Genomic DNA, 17,252 nt, shown 5'->3' with positions numbered 1-17,252 from the left:
CAGCCCAGGCCGGATTGTTCGGGTTATGGTTCAGGAAATCACGCCACAGCACTTCGGCAATGTCAGCCATACCCATCGGGGCCCCCGGGTGGCCGGATTTGGCTTTCTGTACAGCGTCCATGCTCAGGGCGCGCAGCGCGTTGGCGCATTGGCAGCGAATGGTTTTTGTCGTCTTCATCAGTCTTTATCCCTGCGGCTTACAGCATCTGCTGAATCTGTTGTTCCAGTTTCACCTGATCGACAGCAAACAGTCGGATCCCTTCCGCTAGTTTTTCCACTGCCATGGGATCCTGATGATGCTGCCAGAGAAACTCCGCCTGCGTCATCGGGCTGGGACGAGTTTCCGTCACGCAGCCGGGGGTCAACTGACGGGTCAACACTCCTTCGCTGGCCGCCAGCTCGTCCAGCAGTGCCGGAGAGATAGTCAGGCGATCGCAGCCCGCCAGCGCCTGGATCTGCTCAATACGACGGAAGCTGGCGCCCATTACCACCGTGTCATAGCCATGGGATTTGTAATACTGATAAATCTGGCGCACAGAGACCACGCCCGGATCGCTGTCCACCTGATAGGCTGACTGCGGCTGGTGCTTCTGATACCAGTCGTAGATGCGGCCCACAAAGGGCGAGATGAGAAAGACGCCCGCTTCGGCGCATGCCCGGGCCTGAGCGAAAGAGAACAGCAGCGTCAGGTTGCAGTTTATACCGCTCTGCTCCAGCTCTTCGGCAGCGCGAATGCCCTCCCAGGTGGCGGCGAGCTTAATTAGAATCCGCTCGGGACCAATGCCATTTTTTTCATATAACTGGATGAGCTTGCGCGCCTTCGCGACGCACATCCCGCGATCCCAGGCAAAGCGGGCATCCACTTCGGTGGAGATACGCCCGGGCACATGGCGCAGCACCTCGCTGCCGATATCCACTGCCACCTGATCGCAGGCGTTAATCAATTGTGTTTCTGCGCTGCCTCCCTGGCGGCGTGCCTTGCCAATCGCATCGGCAATCAGCGGCTGATACTGCGGCAGCTGCGCGGCCTTCAGCACCAGCGAGGGGTTGGTGGTCGCATCCTGGGGTGCAAACTTTTTAATCGATTCAATATCGCCGGTATCAGCAACAACCGTGGTGTATTTTTTCAGTTCGTCTAACTGGCTCATCATCTGTTCCTTATCTTACGACTGCGGAGATTAATCTCTGGCATGCTGGTGTTCGTAATAATCAATACGTTCCACTTTGGGCGCGGAGCCGCCGCCTTCATATTCGGACTCAAGCCACGCCTGAATAATTTTTTTGCCCAGCTCAGTGCCAATCACCCGCGCGCCGAGGGTAATAATCTGCGCGTTGTTACTTTTACGCGCTCGCTCAGCGGAGAAGGTATCGTGACACTGGGCGGCACGGACCCCGGGGACTTTATTGGCCACAATACTCATCCCAATGCCGGTACCGCAGATCAGAATGCCGCGCTCGTGTTCGCCCTGTTTAATCGACATCGCCACCGCATGGGCAACATCCGGATAAACGGTACTCCCCTGGCGCTTATCGCTGCTGTAATCCGCGACGTTTATTCCCAGCCCATTCAAATAAGCGACGATAGTATCGCGAAAAGCATAGGCGGCATCATCCGCACCAATAGCGATTGTTTTCATGGTTATTTCCTTAATTTAACAGTACGTCTTAATGACAATTCGGGTAAAACGAAATTTGGTCGCCGGGCTGAATAATTTGTGGTGGTTCGCCGTAAAGGTGTACCGTCCCGGGTAATTCAGCGATATCTGCGCCATCAAAATTTAGCGTGATATGGCCAAGCTGTCGTAAATTTGCCGTTGCCACACTGCCTACCGCGGTCACCCGATAATTTTTATCATTTAATTTCATTCGCTGACCGGGCGATAACTCGGCGGTCAGTTCGCTGGCCTGGTGTACGGCGCAATAACTCGCAATATCGTCGGGAACGGCATCGGAGAATAAAATAAGCCGCTGCTCCCGCAAAGAGCACTCAACATATTCCCCGACGGCGGTAATTCGTAATGAATACAACGGCACGCTCATACTATTTGTGTCCTTTGGCGGCAGGGGAAGATAATGTCACGCTCTCTTCACTTTTCGCGTCTTTCAAAGGTTCAGCGGCTGGCGCCCGCTTTTTCAGCCGTTTATCAAACCAGGCGACCAGTATCGGCGCGGTGATCATGGTGATAATGCTCGCCGTCGCCAGCTGCGCGGTGGCGGCATCCACGTACATCGCCAGCGAAGGATCCGCCTGGGCAACCATCGCCGGCGTCAGCGCTGAGCTGGCGGCGGTGGTTCCCAGCGCGGCGCCCAGCGCGCTTTTCTTCTTCAAAAACAGGTTGTAGATAAAGTAGAACACAATCCCGGTGAGCGCGGAGATAATCCCCAACAGGATCCCGGACAACCCGGCGGTGAACACCGTATTGATACTGGAATTGGCGCCGATGGCGAACGACATAATAATGATCACCAGCGGCTGCGCCGCGGCGCATAACTGTTTAAAACGTTCGTCCAGATTGCCCCACAGCATGCCAATCAGCAGTGGGATCAGCATCGACAGCAGCGCGGCGAAGGGAATATTGGCCAGGCCGCTGACGCCCAGTACCATCATGGTAACAAACGGACCATCCTTGATGCAGAACACGGAGATCGCCCCGGCATCACTGGCATCGCCATAGTTGCTGCACAATGCGATATAGAGGGAGCTGTTCGAGCTGGTCAGGCAGGCAATCAGCGCCAGGGTCGATATCCCGAGAAATCCGCTCGGGCCAAACAACGTTCCCGCGGCCCATACCGCCAGGGCCCCGGCCAGACATTTGAGAAACAGCAGCACGGCGCCTTTATAGAGCGGCAAACCGGCCTGACGGATATTGATTGAGGTTCCGCAAATGAGCAAAAATATGCCCATCATGGCGCTGGAACCGACTTTAAATAAAGCGGTGGTTGGGCCGCCAATGCTGAGCACCTGGGGAGCAAAGGTATTAATCAATATTGCCACCAGCAGTGGAATAATGATTAGCCCACCGGGCACCTTATTCATTTTCTCAAGTATATTAATATTCATAGGGTGACTCTTAAATTAAGATTTAACAGAGATAACGACGCAATACTACCCTGACGACCATTACGTCGTTTATTTTTTATTAGATGACTGGGTTATTGCTGTGCTTCTTGATAAATTCGGTCAACAATGATGCCAATAATATCTTCCGGTCCGGTTAACCCTCCTTTTCCGACACAAATTAAGCCGGCATAATCACCACCAATAATCCGCACCATATCGGTTTGCGGGATGACATAGTCAATCATTTCTATTCCGGTCGCGCCCAGCTCTTTTAGGACATTGACCATGGTGTCACCGCCGGTCATATACAATCCTTTAATTTCACCCGACGCACAGTTAAGCACCTCGCGTACAATACTGCCCAATCCGTGGTTAATATTTTGCGCAGCCTCACCGTGGGCCAGACCAAATCTCTGCTCCTCTTCCTGAAGGTTTAGCAACCGCCCGGTCAAGGCGGATTCAAAAACAAAGAGCGCGTTGTGCTGCGCCGGAACGCACTGTCGGGCATGCTGTACCACGCGATTGACTTCAATCTCAGCGGCGTTTTTCCTGTCAACCAACAGCTCGGCATCAACCGGGATATGGCAGACCCGGTCATCCCTGGCGATCAAATACTGGAGCTGTTTTTTGGTTACTGGCGTTGCGCTGCCGGCAACGATCAAAATCGAGCCGCGCTGGCCGTCCGCTGTCAGGCTCGCGGGCGCGCTGCTCCGCGCTTCGCGCATCAGGCCGCGACGAACCGCCAGCCGTTCGGTAAAGGGCCCCGGATCGACGGCCAGCACGTTCCAGTTCAGGGCCACTACCGCCCCGGCGATGGCATCGACATCGTCGACGGTTATCGCATCGACCACTATCACCCGCACGCCGCGTTGCTGTTGCTCCTGCAAATCCTGCTGGATTTGCCCTTCGCCTTTCATCACCGACGTCAGCGCGATATGCCCGACCTGATGATGGGTCTGCGCCGCCAACAGTCCCGGCACCCACGACTCGGTGACCGGGGTACGTACATCGCGAGCCACATCGGTCCGCGACAGGGCTACCGAATCAATCACCGAATAACCGCCGACGAGAATACGCCGTGACTGCGGCATCGCCGGCACCACAACCGCCACCGTCTCCTGCGGCAGTTGTTCCAGCATGGCATCGATTTCAAATCCGATGCCGCCGCGCAGCGTGGTATCAATCCGCTTGGTGAAGTAGTGCGCGCCGCGAGCCTGCAGCTGTTTCACCGCAGCGCTCACTTTGTGCTGGGCCTCCGCTTTCGGCAATGGGCGGCTGTCGCTGCTGACGACCATCGCCGGATACTCGACCTCATTGCGGGAGAAGGATTCGGTATCGAAAAACGCGGCGGTTTTTAAACCGCTACGTGCCAGCAGCACCCCGACGGTGGTCGCCCCGGTCAAATCGTCAGCCACGATCCCAAGCTTTCCGCCTTCCCCTTGTGGCCAGACCATCTCAATGCAGGCAGGCGTCACCCCGGAGACGTAGATCCCTTCGTGTATAAATTCCGCCAGCGGGCCGCTTTTGCCGGTGGGATGCAGGTTAATGGTGGGAATTCCCCGCTTCGGATAGAGTCCGCAGCGCAGCGTGCCGCCGCAGTCGATGACCATTAAACCAATCTCTTCTGCCGGCGGTTCGCCATTTTTGAATACATCAATGGAGGGCCAGCCGGTCAGTTCGCTCAGGCGGTCCACGACCGGGGGACGGATCCCCCCGGTAATGTACGCAATCTTTTTTCCCTGACCCAGCGTGATAGTCAGAGGCCCACCCCAGCCCTTACAGCCCTTGCTAATCAACAGATGTTTTTCCATTTCTCTGTCCTCGTGATTCGCATGAACCTCAGCGATTATTGATGCTTCATTTTCCAGTAACGGGCCGCCACCAGCGTCGACTCCAGCATACTGACAGTACCCGCCTTACCGGTACCGGCGATATCAAACGCCGTCCCATGGTCAACGGAGCTGCGCATAAACGGCAGGCCGAAGGTAATGGTGATTGAACGTTCAAAGTCGAGGGTTTTACAGGCGATATGCCCCTGATCGTGATACAGCGAGAGAATGGCGTCGTAGCGCCCCTGTTTGCCGAGATGGAACACGGAATCGGCCGGTACCGGCCCGATAGCGTTGATCCCCATCTCCTGGGCCGCTTTCACCGCCGGGATCAGATTGTCTGCCTCTTCGTGACCAAAAAGACCGTTGTCGGAACCATGCGGGTTCAGGGCGGCCACGGCAATACGCGGATTGTTGATGTTCAGGGCAGTAAATTCATGATGGATCTGCTGAACGCAGGCCAGCACCCGCGCTTTATTGGCATAGTCACAGGCAGCTTTTAGCGCCATATGGCGGCTCACGAAGAAGACGCGCAGGTTGTGGACGTGGAACATAGTCAAGCCATAATCAGATTGGGTTTCCACCTGATAGATTTCGGTATGGCCCGGGAGCTTACATCCCGCCAGCTTGATGGCTTCCTTATGAATAGGTGCAGTAGAGACCACGTCGATCAGCCCCGCTTTGCCCAGTTCGATCGACTTCATCACATAGTCCAGCGACATTTGCCCCGCCAGCTTCTGCACCTTGCCCCATTCGATGCTGTCGCAGTCGTAGTCGCCGGTTTCCAGGACATCCAGCGTCCCCCAGCTGAAACGGGCCTCCTGAGGATGAGCAATTTTATGGATAGCAAAATCGCAGCCCATGATTTTCATCGCCCGGCTGATAATCGGTACCGAGCCGATCAGGAACGGTTTGCACTCGTCATACACGCTTTTGTCCATCATGGTGGCCACTGTGATCTCTGGGCCGATCCCTGCCGGATCGCCGATGGTAATCGCCACAACGGGTTTTTTCTCTGCTGACATCATGCGCCTCTCTTGTCTCAGTTGATTGTTCATATGTTCATAGTCAAATCATATGCTCAAAACATTACCTGATGAATGAGCCGCCATTAGTGATGAGGATCACATAAAAAAATTCATAGATTTTTTTCATCGAAAAATGTGATCTAACATATGTTCATGTACTGATAAAAAGTTCAACCTCAATACAGGGTATGACACCCACATTTTGCAAGCGTTTGATTTTATTAACAGGAGAAGCAAAGATGACCCCGATATGGTTAGGAACCAGCTGGAAAATGAATAAGCCGCTGTCGCAGGCCATGGCCTGGTGCGAAACGCTGGCAGCGCGGATGCCAGAGGGCTGTCACCCTGCTATTCAGCCCTTCGTCATTCCCCCCTTCACCGCGATCCAACCCGTCAGCCATTTTCTGCAAATGCATCAGTTACCACTTTTGACCGGCGCGCAGAATATGCATGAAGCGGATCAGGGCGCCTGGACCGGGGAAATCTCGGCGGCCATGTTGGCAGAAACCGGCGCCACGCTTGTTGAGCTGGGACATTCAGAACGACGCGCCGCCTTTAATGAAAGCGATGCCGCGATTAATCGAAAAGTACATAGCGCCTTAGGTCATGGCCTGCGCCCACTGATCTGTATTGGCGATAGCGCCGAGGAGAAACGCTGGCAGGTGTCGCGTGAAAGCGTGGTGCGGCAGATGAAGATCGCCCTGTATGGCCTGAGCCACCAGCAAGCGCTGCAGATCCTGATTGCGTATGAACCGGTGTGGGCCATTGGCGAACATGGTACGCCCGCCTCACCGCAGGAGGCGGGCGTCATTCATCAGGCGTTGCGTGAGGCGCTTTGCGAGCGGTTTGGTCATGAGACGGGAATCCGTATCCCACTGCTCTATGGCGGCAGCGTTACACTGCAAAACGCGGTGGAACTGCTGCGCCAGCCGGAGATCAATGGCTTGTTTATCGGCCGCGCGGCCTGGGACGCACAAGGCTATTGCGACATTGTTCAACGCGTTACACAGGAATTTATTTTGCAGGCGCAGTAATATAAGAGGGACACCAGAGATGGAAATTCCAGGCCATGATTGAACAAGACTCAGATTACGCCCTGCTCACTGAAATTGCGGTGGCTTATTACGATCAGGAACAAACGCAGGAAGAGATCGCCAAACGATTCGGCATTTCGCGTATCAAAGTCGGGCGCCTGCTGAAAAAAGCGCGCCAGGAAGGGATTGTTGAGATCAGCGTCAAATACCATCCGGTCTTCAGCTCCCAGATTGAGCAGCAGTTTATTTCGCACTTTGGCATTAAGCGCGCGCTGATTGCCCTGGATCACCATGATGAAGATGAACAGCGCCAGCAGGTGGCGGCCCTGGTCAGTAACTATCTGGCTGGGGTGTTAAAAAACGATATGACCGTCACCGTTGGTCAGGGGCGCAATGTGGCCGCGGTGGCGAATCACGTCGGTGTGTTTCCTGAGCGCCACTGCCGCTTTATCTGCGGCATCGGCGGAACCAAGCGCGACAATCAGCTGATCGACGCCGACCACATCAGCCGGAATCTGGCGCGCAAATTTAACGGCTTCAGCGAAACGCTTTACGCCCCGGCCTATGTGGAAACCCCGGAGCTGCGCGCCGCCTTTATGCAAAACCGCCTGATTAAGGCCACGCTCGAACAGGCCAGCAAAGCTGACGTGGCGATCATTGGCCTCGGCGATATGAATGAAAACAGCTTTATGGTCCAGCTCGGCTGGTTTACGCCGCAGGAAATTGCCACCGCGCGTCAGGAACAGGGGGTGGTGGGCGATCTGGCGGGGTACAGCTTTTTCAATATTCAGGGCAAACCCGTCGATACGGTGATGAATGACCGGGTCATTGGCTTAAGTCTCGAACAGCTGCGGGCCATTCCCTGCGTCATCGCTATCGCCTCCGAAAGTACGAAAGCGACGGCGATCCTGGGGGCATTACGCACCGGGGTTATAGATGTGCTGGCTACCAGCGCCTCGAACGCCCGTTCGGTCATTAATATGCAAAAGGCGCTATAAATAAGCCACGGCGCAGGCGGCGGATCAGCGTCGTCCACCGTCGCGCTGGCCTTTGCCCTTCCCTTTTTCGGCTCGCTGTATCAAAAAATCATCAATGATGCCGACAACCCAGTTGAGAGGTTTCCACAGTACCAGCAGCAGCAGCATGGGGCCGTATATCCGCACACCCCCTGTCGCGATCTGACCGATGCACAGCAGGGCTAAGATATCCAGCAGCAGGGACAATGCGCTGCCAGTGCCGACGAACAGACACAGCAGGAAGAGGATCGGCCGGCTATCGGCGTGTAGCGGTAAAGCGCGCTGGCTCCAGACGCCAACGATAATGGCCGCGATCAACATGATCGCTTCGATAACCAGCGGATTATGCATGGTCTGACTCCTGTCATGACGTTTCATCCTTGTCAGCAGCGCTGCCGGAAGCAGTGGCCAGGGCCCTGGCTACCGGCAGGCGGCTTCAGTTTATAGCGGGTTTTCCTGCAGCAGCTTATCGATAAAGGCAGGCACCACTTCGCTTGCCAGCCCGTAGTGCTTCTCGGCAAACTCGCTGCCCACCTGGCTGGGTTCCAGGTTCAGTTCAACGGTATGGGCGCCGTGCAGCCTCGCCTCGTGCACAAAGCCAGCCGCCGGATAGACATGGCCGGAGGTACCGATGGCGATAAAAATATCCGCGTCGGCCAGCGCGCTGTAGATCTCATCCATCCCCAGCGGCATCTCGCCAAACCAGACTACGTGCGGACGCAGCGCCGCCGGGAACTGGCAACAGTGGCATTTGTCCTCAGCGGTGACGTCGCCGGTCCACTCCAGCACCTGGCCGCTCCACGAACAGCGCACCTTTAGCAGCTCGCCGTGCATATGGATCACCCGGCGGTTGCCGGCGCGCTCGTGCAGATTATCAATATTCTGGGTGACCAGCAGGAAATGGTCGCCCAGTAGATCTTCCAGACGCGCCAGCGCCAGATGCGCCGCGTTCGGCGCGATCTCCGGGCTCTGCAGCTGGCGACGACGGGCGTTGTAGAACGCCTGCACCAGCGCCGGATCGCGGGCGAAGCCTTCCGGCGTCGCCACATCTTCCACCCGATGCTCTTCCCACAGGCCATCCGCCGCGCGGAAGGTTTTGATCCCCGACTCTGCCGAGATGCCCGCGCCGGTTAACACCACCACTCTCGGTTTTGCCATCGCTTCAGGTTTCATCCTGTCCTCCCTAAAGAAAATCCGCTGACGCAGACGGTCACGCAACCGACGTTTATTGCGACGAAAACGGCTCAATCGATGTAAACGGCGCGACTGCATAGCTACCTCTGTGATTAATGGGTCAGGTGAAGGAAGGCCGCACCGCGCATTCCCCCGGCATCGCCGTGGCGTGCGCGCTCAATGCGCGGAACCCTGGCGACCGGCAGAAGATGGCGCGGCAATCGTTGCGCCAGCCCTTCGCTAATGGCCGTAAAGTTAGATAATCCACCGCCGAGCACCAGTAAATCCGGGTCGACAATGGTCAGTATATTCCCCAGACACACCGCCAGCAGATCGAGATAGCGCTCAACGTGCGCCTGGGCGCGCGGATCGTGCTGCTGCCACTGCGCCACTATCTCCGGCGAGGAGAGCGGTTGCTGGTAAAAATGTTCGTACAGCCAGGCGAAACCGCGGCCGGAGAGATAATTTTCAATGCAGCCCAGCTGGCCGCAGCCGCAGCGCAGCAGCGGAAAATCGCGCCCGACCACCTCCAGGGCATCCACCGGCAGGCGAATATGGCCGAACTCGCCGGTGATATAGCTATGTCCGGTAATCGATTTACCGTTCAACACCAGGCCGCCGCCCACGCCGGTGCCGAGGATCAGCCCCATCACCAGCGGGTATTGCGTAAACTCATCGTCCCACGCTTCAGACAGCGCGAAACAGTTGGCGTCATTATCGAGGCGCACATCGCGCCCCAGCCGCGCGCTGAGGTCGGTGCGCAGCGGCCGGCCGCTGGCGGCTGGCACGTTAGCGGCATACAGCGTGCCGTCTGCCGTTTCCGGCATCCCCGGAATACCGATCCCGACCGACCCCTGCTGGTCGAAGCGCTCATCGGCCTCGCGGACCAGCGCCTCCACCGCCTGGAGAAAATCCTCATAACTGCTTTTCGGCGTGGCGACGCGTTTTTCCCACTGCAGTCGCCGCTCCTGATTAAATACGCCCAGCGCTATCTTGCTGCCGCCAATGTCAAATCCATAATACATTTCAGCAATTCCTCTTGTGTCGTCAGCAAAGCCGACGATGACGATAAATTACTGGCCACTCAGCACCCTCGCCGGGTCGATGCGGCTGGCGCGGCGGGCGGGATACCAGCTGGCCAGCAAACTCAGCAACAGTGCTGTCACCAGCACATAAAAGACGTCCAGCCAGTGCAGTTCTGACGGCAGGAAGTCAATAAAATAGATGTCGCCGGAGAGGAATTTATGCCCAATCAGGTATTCGATACCGTTGATGATTGACGTCAGGTTCAACGCGCAGATCACGCCGATCACTACCCCGAACAGGCTGCCTACCGATCCGGCTAATAAACCATACCACACGAAAATCGCGCGAATTAAGCCGTCTTTTGCGCCAAGCGTGCGCAGCACCGCAATATCGCCGCTTTTGTCTTTGACCGCCATCACCAGCGTCGAGACGATGTTAAAGCAGGCCACGCCGATCACCAGCACCATCGCCAGGTACATAATGGCGCGGATCATCTGGATATCGCGATACATATAGCCATAGGTGCCGATCCAGCTCTTGATGTAGACGTAGCTGTTGGTCACCTCGCCGGCGTCGCGCACCAGCTTGTTCGCGTGGAAAACGTCGGTGACCTTGATGGCGATGCCGGTCACGCTGCTGCCCATCTCCAGGTACTGCTGCGCATCCTGCATCGGGATCATGGCAAAACTATGATCGAGCTGGCCGCTCAGCTGTAAAATTCCGGTCACATGCAGCCTGACGCGTTTTGGCTGCAGCAGTTGATGGTCGGCGTCGGCGTTAGGGATCATGATCGACACCCAGTCCCCCTGCTTCACGTGCAGCGCATCGGCGACCCCTTTCCCCAGAATCACCTGCTGTTCGCCGGCCTTGAATCCGGCCCACGCGTTATTCTGCACAAAGGTGGGCAGCGCGCTGAGCCGGGTTTCCTGCTGCGGGTCGACCCCTTTCACCTGGATGGCGCGCATATTGCTGCCGCTCTCCACCAGGCCGGTGAAGTTAATATAGGGCGCTGCCGCGACAATCCCCTTCACCTTCTGCACCTTCGCCAGCGCCTCCTGCCAGTTATTCCACGGCTGGTTCACGGGTTCGATTTCGCCGTGCGGCACCACCGCCAGCACGCGGTTGTTCAGCTCGCGTTCAAAACCGTTCATCGCGCTGAGGCCAACGATCAGCACCGCCACCCCCAGCGCAATGCCGATGGTGGAGATCACCGAGATCAGCGACACCATGCCGCCGCGCCGCCGTCCGCGGCTGAAACGTAATGCAATCAGTAACGATAACGGAGACGCCATTACTCGGCCCCCATCAGGGTCAGGTCGGCGGTCAGACGGCCATCACGCATCTCCAGCTGGCGGCTCATGCGTTTCGCCAGCTGCAAGTCGTGGGTCACCACCAGAAACGCGGTGCGCTGCGCGACGTTCAGTTCGCCCAGCAGCTGGAAGATGCTGTCGGCGTTGCGAGCATCAAGGTTACCGGTCGGTTCATCCGCCAGCACCAGCCGCGGTTTATTCACCAGCGCGCGGGCAATCGCCACCCGCTGGCGTTCACCGCCGGAGAGCTCCGACGGACGGTGATGGCTGCGGTGTTCAAGCCCGACCGCCTGCAGCATCGCTTTCGCCTGGCGTTCAATATCCGCTGGCTTCTTTTTGCCAATCAGCAGCGGCATCGCCACGTTTTCCAGCGCGCTAAAGTCCGGCAGCAGATGGTGGAACTGATAGATAAAGCCCAGCTCGCGGTTACGCAGGTCGGCGCGCGCGGCGGTGGAGAGTTTACTCATCGGCTGGCCGGAGAAAATCACGTCGCCAGAGGTGGGCGTATCCAGGCCGCCGAGCAGATGCAGCAACGTACTTTTGCCAGAGCCGGAGGTGCCGACAATGGCCATCATCTCGCCTTCACCAATGCTGAAGCTGACATTGTGCAGGACATCGGTTTGCACATTGCCTTCCTGATAGCGTTTGCACAGGTTGTCGCATTGCAGCAGGATCTTATTCATAACGTAAAGCCTCAGCGGGTTGGGTGGCGGCAGCGCGCCAGGAAGGGTACAACGTAGACAACAAGGCCAGCACCATCGCCACCAGGGCGATAACAATAACCTGCAGCGGCTCAATCGCCACCGGCAGCGCCGCGCCGTCAAGGAAGGCGCCGATGATCGGCATTAAATTATTCAACTGGCTGGCGAGCAGCGCGCCAAGCACGGCTCCCAACAGCGCGCCGACGATCCCGGCGCTGGCGCCCTGCACCATAAAGACGGCCATGATCTGCCGCGGCGTCAGCCCTTGAGTTTGCAGGATAGCCACTTCGCCCTGCTTCTCCATCACCATCATCCCCAGCGAGGTAATAATGTTGAAGGCCGCGACGGCGACGATCAGGCTCAGCAGCAGGCCCATCATGTTTTTCTCCATGCGCACCGCCTGGAACAGTTCGCCCTTGCGCTCGCGCCAGTCCTGCCACTGGGTACCTGGCGGCAGCGTCTGCTGACTCAGGGTATCCACTTGCAGCGGTTTATCCAGCCACAGGCGCCAGCCGGTGATATTCCCCAGCGGATAACGCATTAAACGAGAGGCGTCGTCGATGTTGGTCAGCATCTGATAACCATCGACTTCGCTGTTGGCGGCGAAGGTGCCGATAACCGTGAACAGACGCTGGCTCGGCACGCGGCCCATTGGCGTAAACTGACTGGCGGAAGGAACCATCACACGAATTTGATCGCCACGATTAACCCCCAGCTGGCCCGCCAGCTGTTCGCCGAGAATAACGTTATATTTGCCCGCCTGCAGATCGCTCTGTTTGACGTTCACCAGGTACGGAGTCAGGGGATCGTTCTGCGCCGGATCAATGCCCAGCATGACCCCGACCGCCACGCTGCGCGCGCTCTGCAGGACGACGTCACCGGTGGTGATCGGCGCCACGCGGGTCACCCCCTGGAGTTTCGCCTCGCGCTCCGGCAGTTGCTGAGGGTTCACCGAGCCCTGTTTGGCGCTAAGAATGGCCTGCGGCATCAGCCCCAGGATATTGTTTTGCAGCTCGCGTTCAAAGCCGTTCATCACCGACAGGACCGTCACCAGCGCCATTACGCCAAGCGTAATGCCGATGGTTGAGAGCCAGGAGACGAATCGACCGAAGCGGTCGGCTGCGCGCCCGCGCATATAGCGCAGGCCGATAAAGAGTGCGGCAGGTTGGTACATGTCATCCATCTGGTTGCTGATAGCCGATGCCCGAGTATATAAGCGAATACGAGCAGCGTAAATGACTGATACCTGACGACTTTATTAGCAATAATCCTAAAAACCAAGCAAATACAATTGGATAGATAAGACCTTGCTGATATATCTTTACGCTTATCCGCAACCCGGATGTTTGTTGAACCAACACCTGATGGCAATTCGGGTTGGCGAATCCAGACCAATCGCGGATAATCTCACTATTGAATATCAGCGAGTTGCCCTCCATATCGGCAGAGCGAATCCCCAAGAGACCATGAAACCGTCTATGCCTGAACAATATCGATACTCATTGCCGGCCAAAGCCGGTGATCTGCGCCAGCTTGGCGAGTTGACCGGCGCGGCCTGCGCTACCCTGGTGGCAGAGATGGCCGAACGCCACAAAGGCCCGGTGGTGCTGGTGGCACCTGACATGCAAAACGCGCTGCGTCTGAATGACGAGATCAGGCAGTTCACCGACAGCATGGTGATGGGGCTGGCTGACTGGGAAACGCTCCCCTACGACAGCTTCTCGCCGCACCAGGATATCATCTCCTCCCGTCTAGCCACCCTTTACCAGTTACCCACCATGCAGCGCGGCGTACTGATCGTCCCGGTCAGCACCCTGATGCAGCGCGTTTGCCCGCACAGCTTCCTTCACGGGCACGCGCTGGTGATGAAAAAAGGCCAGCGCCTGTCGCGCGATGCGCTGCGCGATCAGCTGGAGGGCGCCGGCTATCGCCATGTCGATCAGGTGATGGAGCACGGCGAATATGCCACCCGCGGCGCGCTGCTCGACCTGTTCCCGATGGGCAGCGACCAGCCCTACCGCCTCGATTTCTTTGACGATGAAATCGACAGCCTGCGCCTGTTCGACGTCGACAGCCAGCGCACGCTGGAGGAAGTGGCGGCCATTAACCTGCTGCCGGCGCACGAGTTTCCCACCGACCAGACCGCCATCGAGCTGTTCCGCAGCCAGTGGCGCGACCGTTTTGAGGTGAAGCGCGATGCCGAGCATATCTATCAGCAGGTCAGTAAAGGGACACTGCCTGCCGGTATCGAATACTGGCAGCCGCTGTTCTTCAGCGAGCCGCTGCCGCCGTTATTTAGCTATTTTCCGGCCAGCACCCTGATCGTCAACACCGGCGATCTCGAGGCCAGCGCGGAGCGTTTCCAGAATGAAGCCCGCGCCCGCTTTGAAAACCGCGGCGTCGATCCGATGCGCCCGCTCCTGCCGCCGGAACTGCTGTGGCTGCGCAGCGATGAGCTGTTCGGCGAACTGAAAAAATGGCCGCGCGTACAGCTGAAAACCGAGCGCCTGGCGGACAAAGCGGCGAATACCAATCTGGGCTACCAGACGCTGCCGGACCTCGCGGTGCAGGCGCAAAACAAAGCGCCGCTGGATAATCTGCGCCGCTTCCTCGAGTCCTTTACCGGCCCGGTGATCTTCTCCGTGGAAAGCGAGGGTCGCCGTGAAGCGCTGAGCGAAATGCTGGCGCGGATTAAAATTGCGCCAAAACACGTGCTGCGTCTGGAAGAAGCCACCGGCAATGGCCGCTATCTGATGATTGGCGCCGCCGAACACGGGTTTATTGACAGTCAGCGCGGCCTGGCGCTGATTTGCGAAAGCGACCTGCTCGGCGAGCGCGTGGCGCGCCGCCGGCAGGATTCACGTCGCACAATCAACCCTGACATCCTCATTCGCAACCTTGCCGAACTGCATATCGGCCAGCCGGTTGTCCATCTGGAGCACGGCGTGGGCCGCTATGCGGGAATGACCACCCTGGAAGCCGGCGGCATCACCGGCGAATACCTGATGCTGACTTACGCCAACGATGCCAAGCTATACGTTCCGGTATCCTCCCTGCATCTTATCAGCCGTTACGCCGGCGGGGCGGAAGAGAACGCGCCCCTGCACAAGCTGGGCGGCGATGCCTGGACCCGGGCGCGACAAAAAGCGGCTGAGAAAGTACGCGACGTGGCGGCAGAGCTGCTGGATATCTACGCCCAGCGCGCGGCGAAGGCGGGCTTTGCCTTTAAACACGACCGCGAACAGTATCAGCTGTTCTGCGACGGCTTCCCGTTTGAAACCACGCCGGATCAGGCGCAGGCGATTAACGCCGTCCTCAGCGATATGTGCCAGCCGCTGGCCATGGACCGCCTGGTGTGCGGCGATGTGGGCTTCGGTAAGACCGAAGTGGCTATGCGCGCCGCCTTCCTCGCCGTGGAGAACCACAAGCAGGTGGCGGTGCTGGTGCCGACCACCCTGCTGGCTCAGCAACACTATGACAACTTCCGCGATCGTTTCGCCAACTGGCCGGTACGCATCGAAATGCTCTCCCGCTTCCGCAGCGCTAAAGAGCAGGCGCAGATCCTCGAGCAGGCCGCGGAAGGCAAAATCGATATCTTAATCGGCACCCATAAGCTGTTGCAGAGCGAGGTGAAGCTGCGCGATCTGGGGCTGCTGATCGTCGACGAAGAGCACCGCTTTGGCGTTCGTCACAAAGAACGCATCAAAGCAATGCGCGCCGATGTCGATATCCTGACCCTCACCGCCACGCCGATCCCGCGGACGCTGAACATGGCGATGAGCGGGATGCGGGACCTGTCGATCATCGCCACGCCGCCGGCGCGCCGTCTGGCGGTGAAGACCTTCGTTCGCGAATACGACGCCCTGGTGGTGCGCGAGGCGATCCTGCGCGAAACGCTGCGCGGAGGCCAGGTCTACTATCTGTTTAATGACGTCGAAAACATCCAGAAAGCCGCCGACAAGCTGGCGGAGCTGGTGCCGGAGGCGCGGATAGCCATCGGCCACGGCCAGATGCGGGAGCGCGAACTGGAGCGGGTGATGAATGACTTCCATCACCAGCGCTTCAATGTGCTGGTGTGCACCACCATCATCGAAACCGGGATCGACATTCCCACCGCCAACACCATCATCATCGAACGCGCCGACCATTTTGGCCTCGCCCAGCTGCACCAGCTACGCGGCCGCGTTGGCCGTTCGCATCATCAGGCCTATGCCTGGCTGCTGACGCCGCATCCGAAAGCGATGACCACCGATGCGCAAAAGCGCCTTGAAGCCATTGCGTCGCTGGAAGATCTCGGCGCCGGCTTTGCGCTGGCGACCCACGATCTGGAGATTCGCGGGGCCGGGGAACTGCTCGGCGAAGATCAGAGCGGTCAGATGGAAACCATCGGTTTCTCTCTGTATATGGAGCTGCTGGAGAACGCAGTCGATGCGCTGAAAGCCGGACGCGAACCCTCGCTGGAAGATCTCACCAGCCAGCAGACGGAGGTCGAACTGCGCATGCCTTCCCTGCTGCCTGACGATTTCATCCCTGACGTCAATACGCGACTGTCATTCTATAAGCGCATTGCCAGCGCCAAAAACGAACTCGATCTGGAGGAGATCAAAGTCGAGCTGATCGATCGTTTTGGCCGCCTGCCCGATGCCGCCCGCAACCTGCTGGATATTGCCCGTCTGCGTCAGCAGGCGCAGAAACTGGGGATCCGCAAACTGGAAAGCAACGAAAAAGGCGGCGTGATTGAATTTAACGAGAAAAACAACGTCAATCCGGTGTGGTTGATCGGCCTGCTGCAGAAGCAGCCCCAGCACTTCCGGCTGGACGGGCCGACGCGCCTGAAATTCATGCAGGATCTGGAAGAGCGTAAAACGCGGATGGACTGGGTTCGCCAGTTTATGCGTCAGCTGGAAGAGAACGCCGTCGCCTGACTGGCAGGAGATACGGCCCCCTGGCCGTATCTCCCTTCTTACATACCTGGCAATCTTTACAAACATTTTGCAATCCGCCTGGATTTCCCCACACAGACTCACGCCATAATCTCATCTGCTTTTCATATAAAAATAACCACTTATATATT

The 17,252-nt window shown here is 57.7% G+C and carries 16 protein-coding genes and 1 pseudogene; 3 read left to right on the top strand and 14 right to left on the bottom strand.

Annotated elements, in window-relative coordinates; genetic code table 11:
* The 7 genes from CW267_RS18605 to pdxA all read right to left on the bottom strand — a co-directional run.
* Nucleotides 1-178 (bottom strand): hypothetical protein (locus CW267_RS18605; RefSeq protein ID WP_168712793.1); only part of this gene is annotated, 178 nt, incomplete at its 3' end.
* A 19-nt stretch (nt 179-197) separates the two neighbouring features.
* Nucleotides 198-1,148, bottom strand: coding sequence for a transaldolase (tal, locus tag CW267_RS18600; protein WP_004147958.1), 951 nt, complete (start codon nt 1,146-1,148; stop codon nt 198-200).
* Nucleotides 1,149-1,178: 30 nt separating this feature from the next.
* A complete protein-coding gene (gene rpiB, locus CW267_RS18595) occupies nt 1,179-1,637 on the bottom strand; it encodes a ribose 5-phosphate isomerase B (RefSeq protein ID WP_008806013.1) in 459 nt (152 codons plus the stop codon).
* 28 nt (nt 1,638-1,665) lie between these two features.
* Nucleotides 1,666-2,040: a PTS glucitol/sorbitol transporter subunit IIA gene (locus CW267_RS18590; protein ID WP_023297368.1), complete on the bottom strand. Its 375-nt coding sequence runs from the start codon at nt 2,038-2,040 to the stop codon at nt 1,666-1,668.
* 1 nt (nt 2,041) lies between these two features.
* Nucleotides 2,042-3,061 carry a 2-keto-3-deoxygluconate permease gene (locus tag CW267_RS18585; RefSeq protein WP_004204602.1) on the bottom strand — a complete coding sequence of 340 codons (1,020 nt, stop codon included), beginning with the start codon at nt 3,059-3,061 and terminating at the stop codon, nt 2,042-2,044.
* 92 nt (nt 3,062-3,153) lie between these two features.
* Complete coding sequence (locus tag CW267_RS18580) at nt 3,154-4,872, bottom strand: four-carbon acid sugar kinase family protein (RefSeq protein ID WP_012968563.1); 1,719 nt, start codon at nt 4,870-4,872, stop codon at nt 3,154-3,156.
* Between the two features lie 35 nt (nt 4,873-4,907).
* On the bottom strand, nt 4,908-5,915 hold the full coding sequence (pdxA, locus tag CW267_RS18575) for a 4-hydroxythreonine-4-phosphate dehydrogenase PdxA (RefSeq protein WP_008806010.1): 1,008 nt from the start codon (nt 5,913-5,915) through the stop codon (nt 4,908-4,910).
* Between the two features lie 242 nt (nt 5,916-6,157).
* Between pdxA and CW267_RS18570 the strand changes: the two genes are divergently transcribed.
* On the top strand, nt 6,158-6,952 hold the full coding sequence (locus tag CW267_RS18570) for a triose-phosphate isomerase (RefSeq protein WP_008806009.1): 795 nt from the start codon (nt 6,158-6,160) through the stop codon (nt 6,950-6,952).
* 35 nt (nt 6,953-6,987) lie between these two features.
* Nucleotides 6,988-7,950, top strand: a complete 963-nt coding sequence (locus CW267_RS18565; RefSeq protein WP_004140612.1) for a sugar-binding transcriptional regulator — start codon at nt 6,988-6,990, stop codon at nt 7,948-7,950.
* 24 nt (nt 7,951-7,974) lie between these two features.
* Here the strand turns inward: CW267_RS18565 and CW267_RS18560 are convergent, their stop codons facing one another.
* The 7 genes and pseudogenes from CW267_RS18560 to CW267_RS30715 form a co-directional block, all read right to left on the bottom strand.
* The gene (locus CW267_RS18560) at nt 7,975-8,319 is read right to left on the bottom strand and encodes a hypothetical protein (RefSeq protein ID WP_032729963.1); all 345 of its coding nucleotides are present in this window, start codon (nt 8,317-8,319) and stop codon (nt 7,975-7,977) included.
* Nucleotides 8,320-8,409: 90 nt separating this feature from the next.
* Complete coding sequence (cobB, locus tag CW267_RS18555; protein ID WP_008806007.1) at nt 8,410-9,240, bottom strand: Sir2 family NAD+-dependent deacetylase; 831 nt, start codon at nt 9,238-9,240, stop codon at nt 8,410-8,412.
* Nucleotides 9,241-9,254: 14 nt separating this feature from the next.
* Nucleotides 9,255-10,166, bottom strand: a complete 912-nt coding sequence (gene nagK / locus CW267_RS18550; protein WP_008806006.1) for an N-acetylglucosamine kinase — start codon at nt 10,164-10,166, stop codon at nt 9,255-9,257.
* A gap of 48 nt (nt 10,167-10,214) precedes the next feature.
* Nucleotides 10,215-11,459, bottom strand: a complete 1,245-nt coding sequence (gene lolE / locus CW267_RS18545) for a lipoprotein-releasing ABC transporter permease subunit LolE (protein WP_012542227.1) — start codon at nt 11,457-11,459, stop codon at nt 10,215-10,217.
* Nucleotides 11,459-12,160 (bottom strand): lipoprotein-releasing ABC transporter ATP-binding protein LolD, encoded by a 702-nt coding sequence (lolD, locus tag CW267_RS18540; RefSeq protein ID WP_002900798.1) that lies wholly within the window; start codon nt 12,158-12,160, stop codon nt 11,459-11,461. The genes lolE and lolD overlap by 1 nt, the downstream gene beginning before the upstream one ends.
* A complete protein-coding gene (gene lolC, locus CW267_RS18535; RefSeq protein WP_012542228.1) occupies nt 12,153-13,352 on the bottom strand; it encodes a lipoprotein-releasing ABC transporter permease subunit LolC in 1,200 nt (399 codons plus the stop codon). Before lolC ends, lolD begins: the two co-directional genes overlap by 8 nt.
* A 142-nt stretch (nt 13,353-13,494) precedes the next feature.
* Nucleotides 13,495-13,617 (bottom strand): annotated as a pseudogene (locus CW267_RS30715) (hypothetical protein); the annotation flags it as partial.
* A gap of 39 nt (nt 13,618-13,656) precedes the next feature.
* Between CW267_RS30715 and mfd the strand changes: the two are divergent.
* On the top strand, nt 13,657-17,103 hold the full coding sequence (gene mfd, locus CW267_RS18525) for a transcription-repair coupling factor (protein ID WP_012542229.1): 3,447 nt from the start codon (nt 13,657-13,659) through the stop codon (nt 17,101-17,103).
* Nucleotides 17,104-17,252 lie beyond the last annotated feature (149 nt).

Origin of the sequence: Klebsiella sp. X1-16S-Nf21 (genome assembly GCF_002837615.1) — a bacterium.
Lineage (GTDB): Bacteria > Pseudomonadota > Gammaproteobacteria > Enterobacterales > Enterobacteriaceae > Klebsiella > Klebsiella variicola.
This window is presented reverse-complemented; position numbering and strand designations above follow the sequence as displayed.

Excerpts from the sequence above, each read along its gene's own strand:
- tal (WP_004147958.1), bottom strand. The coding sequence starts at position 1,148 with ATGAGCCAGTTAGACGAACTGAAAAAATACACCACGGTTGTTGCTGAT.
- rpiB (WP_008806013.1), bottom strand. The coding sequence starts at position 1,637 with ATGAAAACAATCGCTATTGGTGCGGATGATGCCGCCTATGCTTTTCGC.
- CW267_RS18590 (WP_023297368.1), bottom strand. The coding sequence starts at position 2,040 with ATGAGCGTGCCGTTGTATTCATTACGAATTACCGCCGTCGGGGAATAT.
- CW267_RS18585 (WP_004204602.1), bottom strand. The coding sequence starts at position 3,061 with ATGAATATTAATATACTTGAGAAAATGAATAAGGTGCCCGGTGGGCTA.
- CW267_RS18580 (WP_012968563.1), bottom strand. The coding sequence starts at position 4,872 with ATGGAAAAACATCTGTTGATTAGCAAGGGCTGTAAGGGCTGGGGTGGG.
- pdxA (WP_008806010.1), bottom strand. The coding sequence starts at position 5,915 with ATGTCAGCAGAGAAAAAACCCGTTGTGGCGATTACCATCGGCGATCCG.
- CW267_RS18570 (WP_008806009.1), top strand. The coding sequence starts at position 6,158 with ATGACCCCGATATGGTTAGGAACCAGCTGGAAAATGAATAAGCCGCTG.
- CW267_RS18565 (WP_004140612.1), top strand. The coding sequence starts at position 6,988 with ATGATTGAACAAGACTCAGATTACGCCCTGCTCACTGAAATTGCGGTG.
- CW267_RS18560 (WP_032729963.1), bottom strand. The coding sequence starts at position 8,319 with ATGCATAATCCGCTGGTTATCGAAGCGATCATGTTGATCGCGGCCATT.
- cobB (WP_008806007.1), bottom strand. The coding sequence starts at position 9,240 with ATGCAGTCGCGCCGTTTACATCGATTGAGCCGTTTTCGTCGCAATAAA.
- nagK (WP_008806006.1), bottom strand. The coding sequence starts at position 10,166 with ATGTATTATGGATTTGACATTGGCGGCAGCAAGATAGCGCTGGGCGTA.
- lolE (WP_012542227.1), bottom strand. The coding sequence starts at position 11,459 with ATGGCGTCTCCGTTATCGTTACTGATTGCATTACGTTTCAGCCGCGGA.
- lolD (WP_002900798.1), bottom strand. The coding sequence starts at position 12,160 with ATGAATAAGATCCTGCTGCAATGCGACAACCTGTGCAAACGCTATCAG.
- lolC (WP_012542228.1), bottom strand. The coding sequence starts at position 13,352 with ATGTACCAACCTGCCGCACTCTTTATCGGCCTGCGCTATATGCGCGGG.
- mfd (WP_012542229.1), top strand. The coding sequence starts at position 13,657 with ATGCCTGAACAATATCGATACTCATTGCCGGCCAAAGCCGGTGATCTG.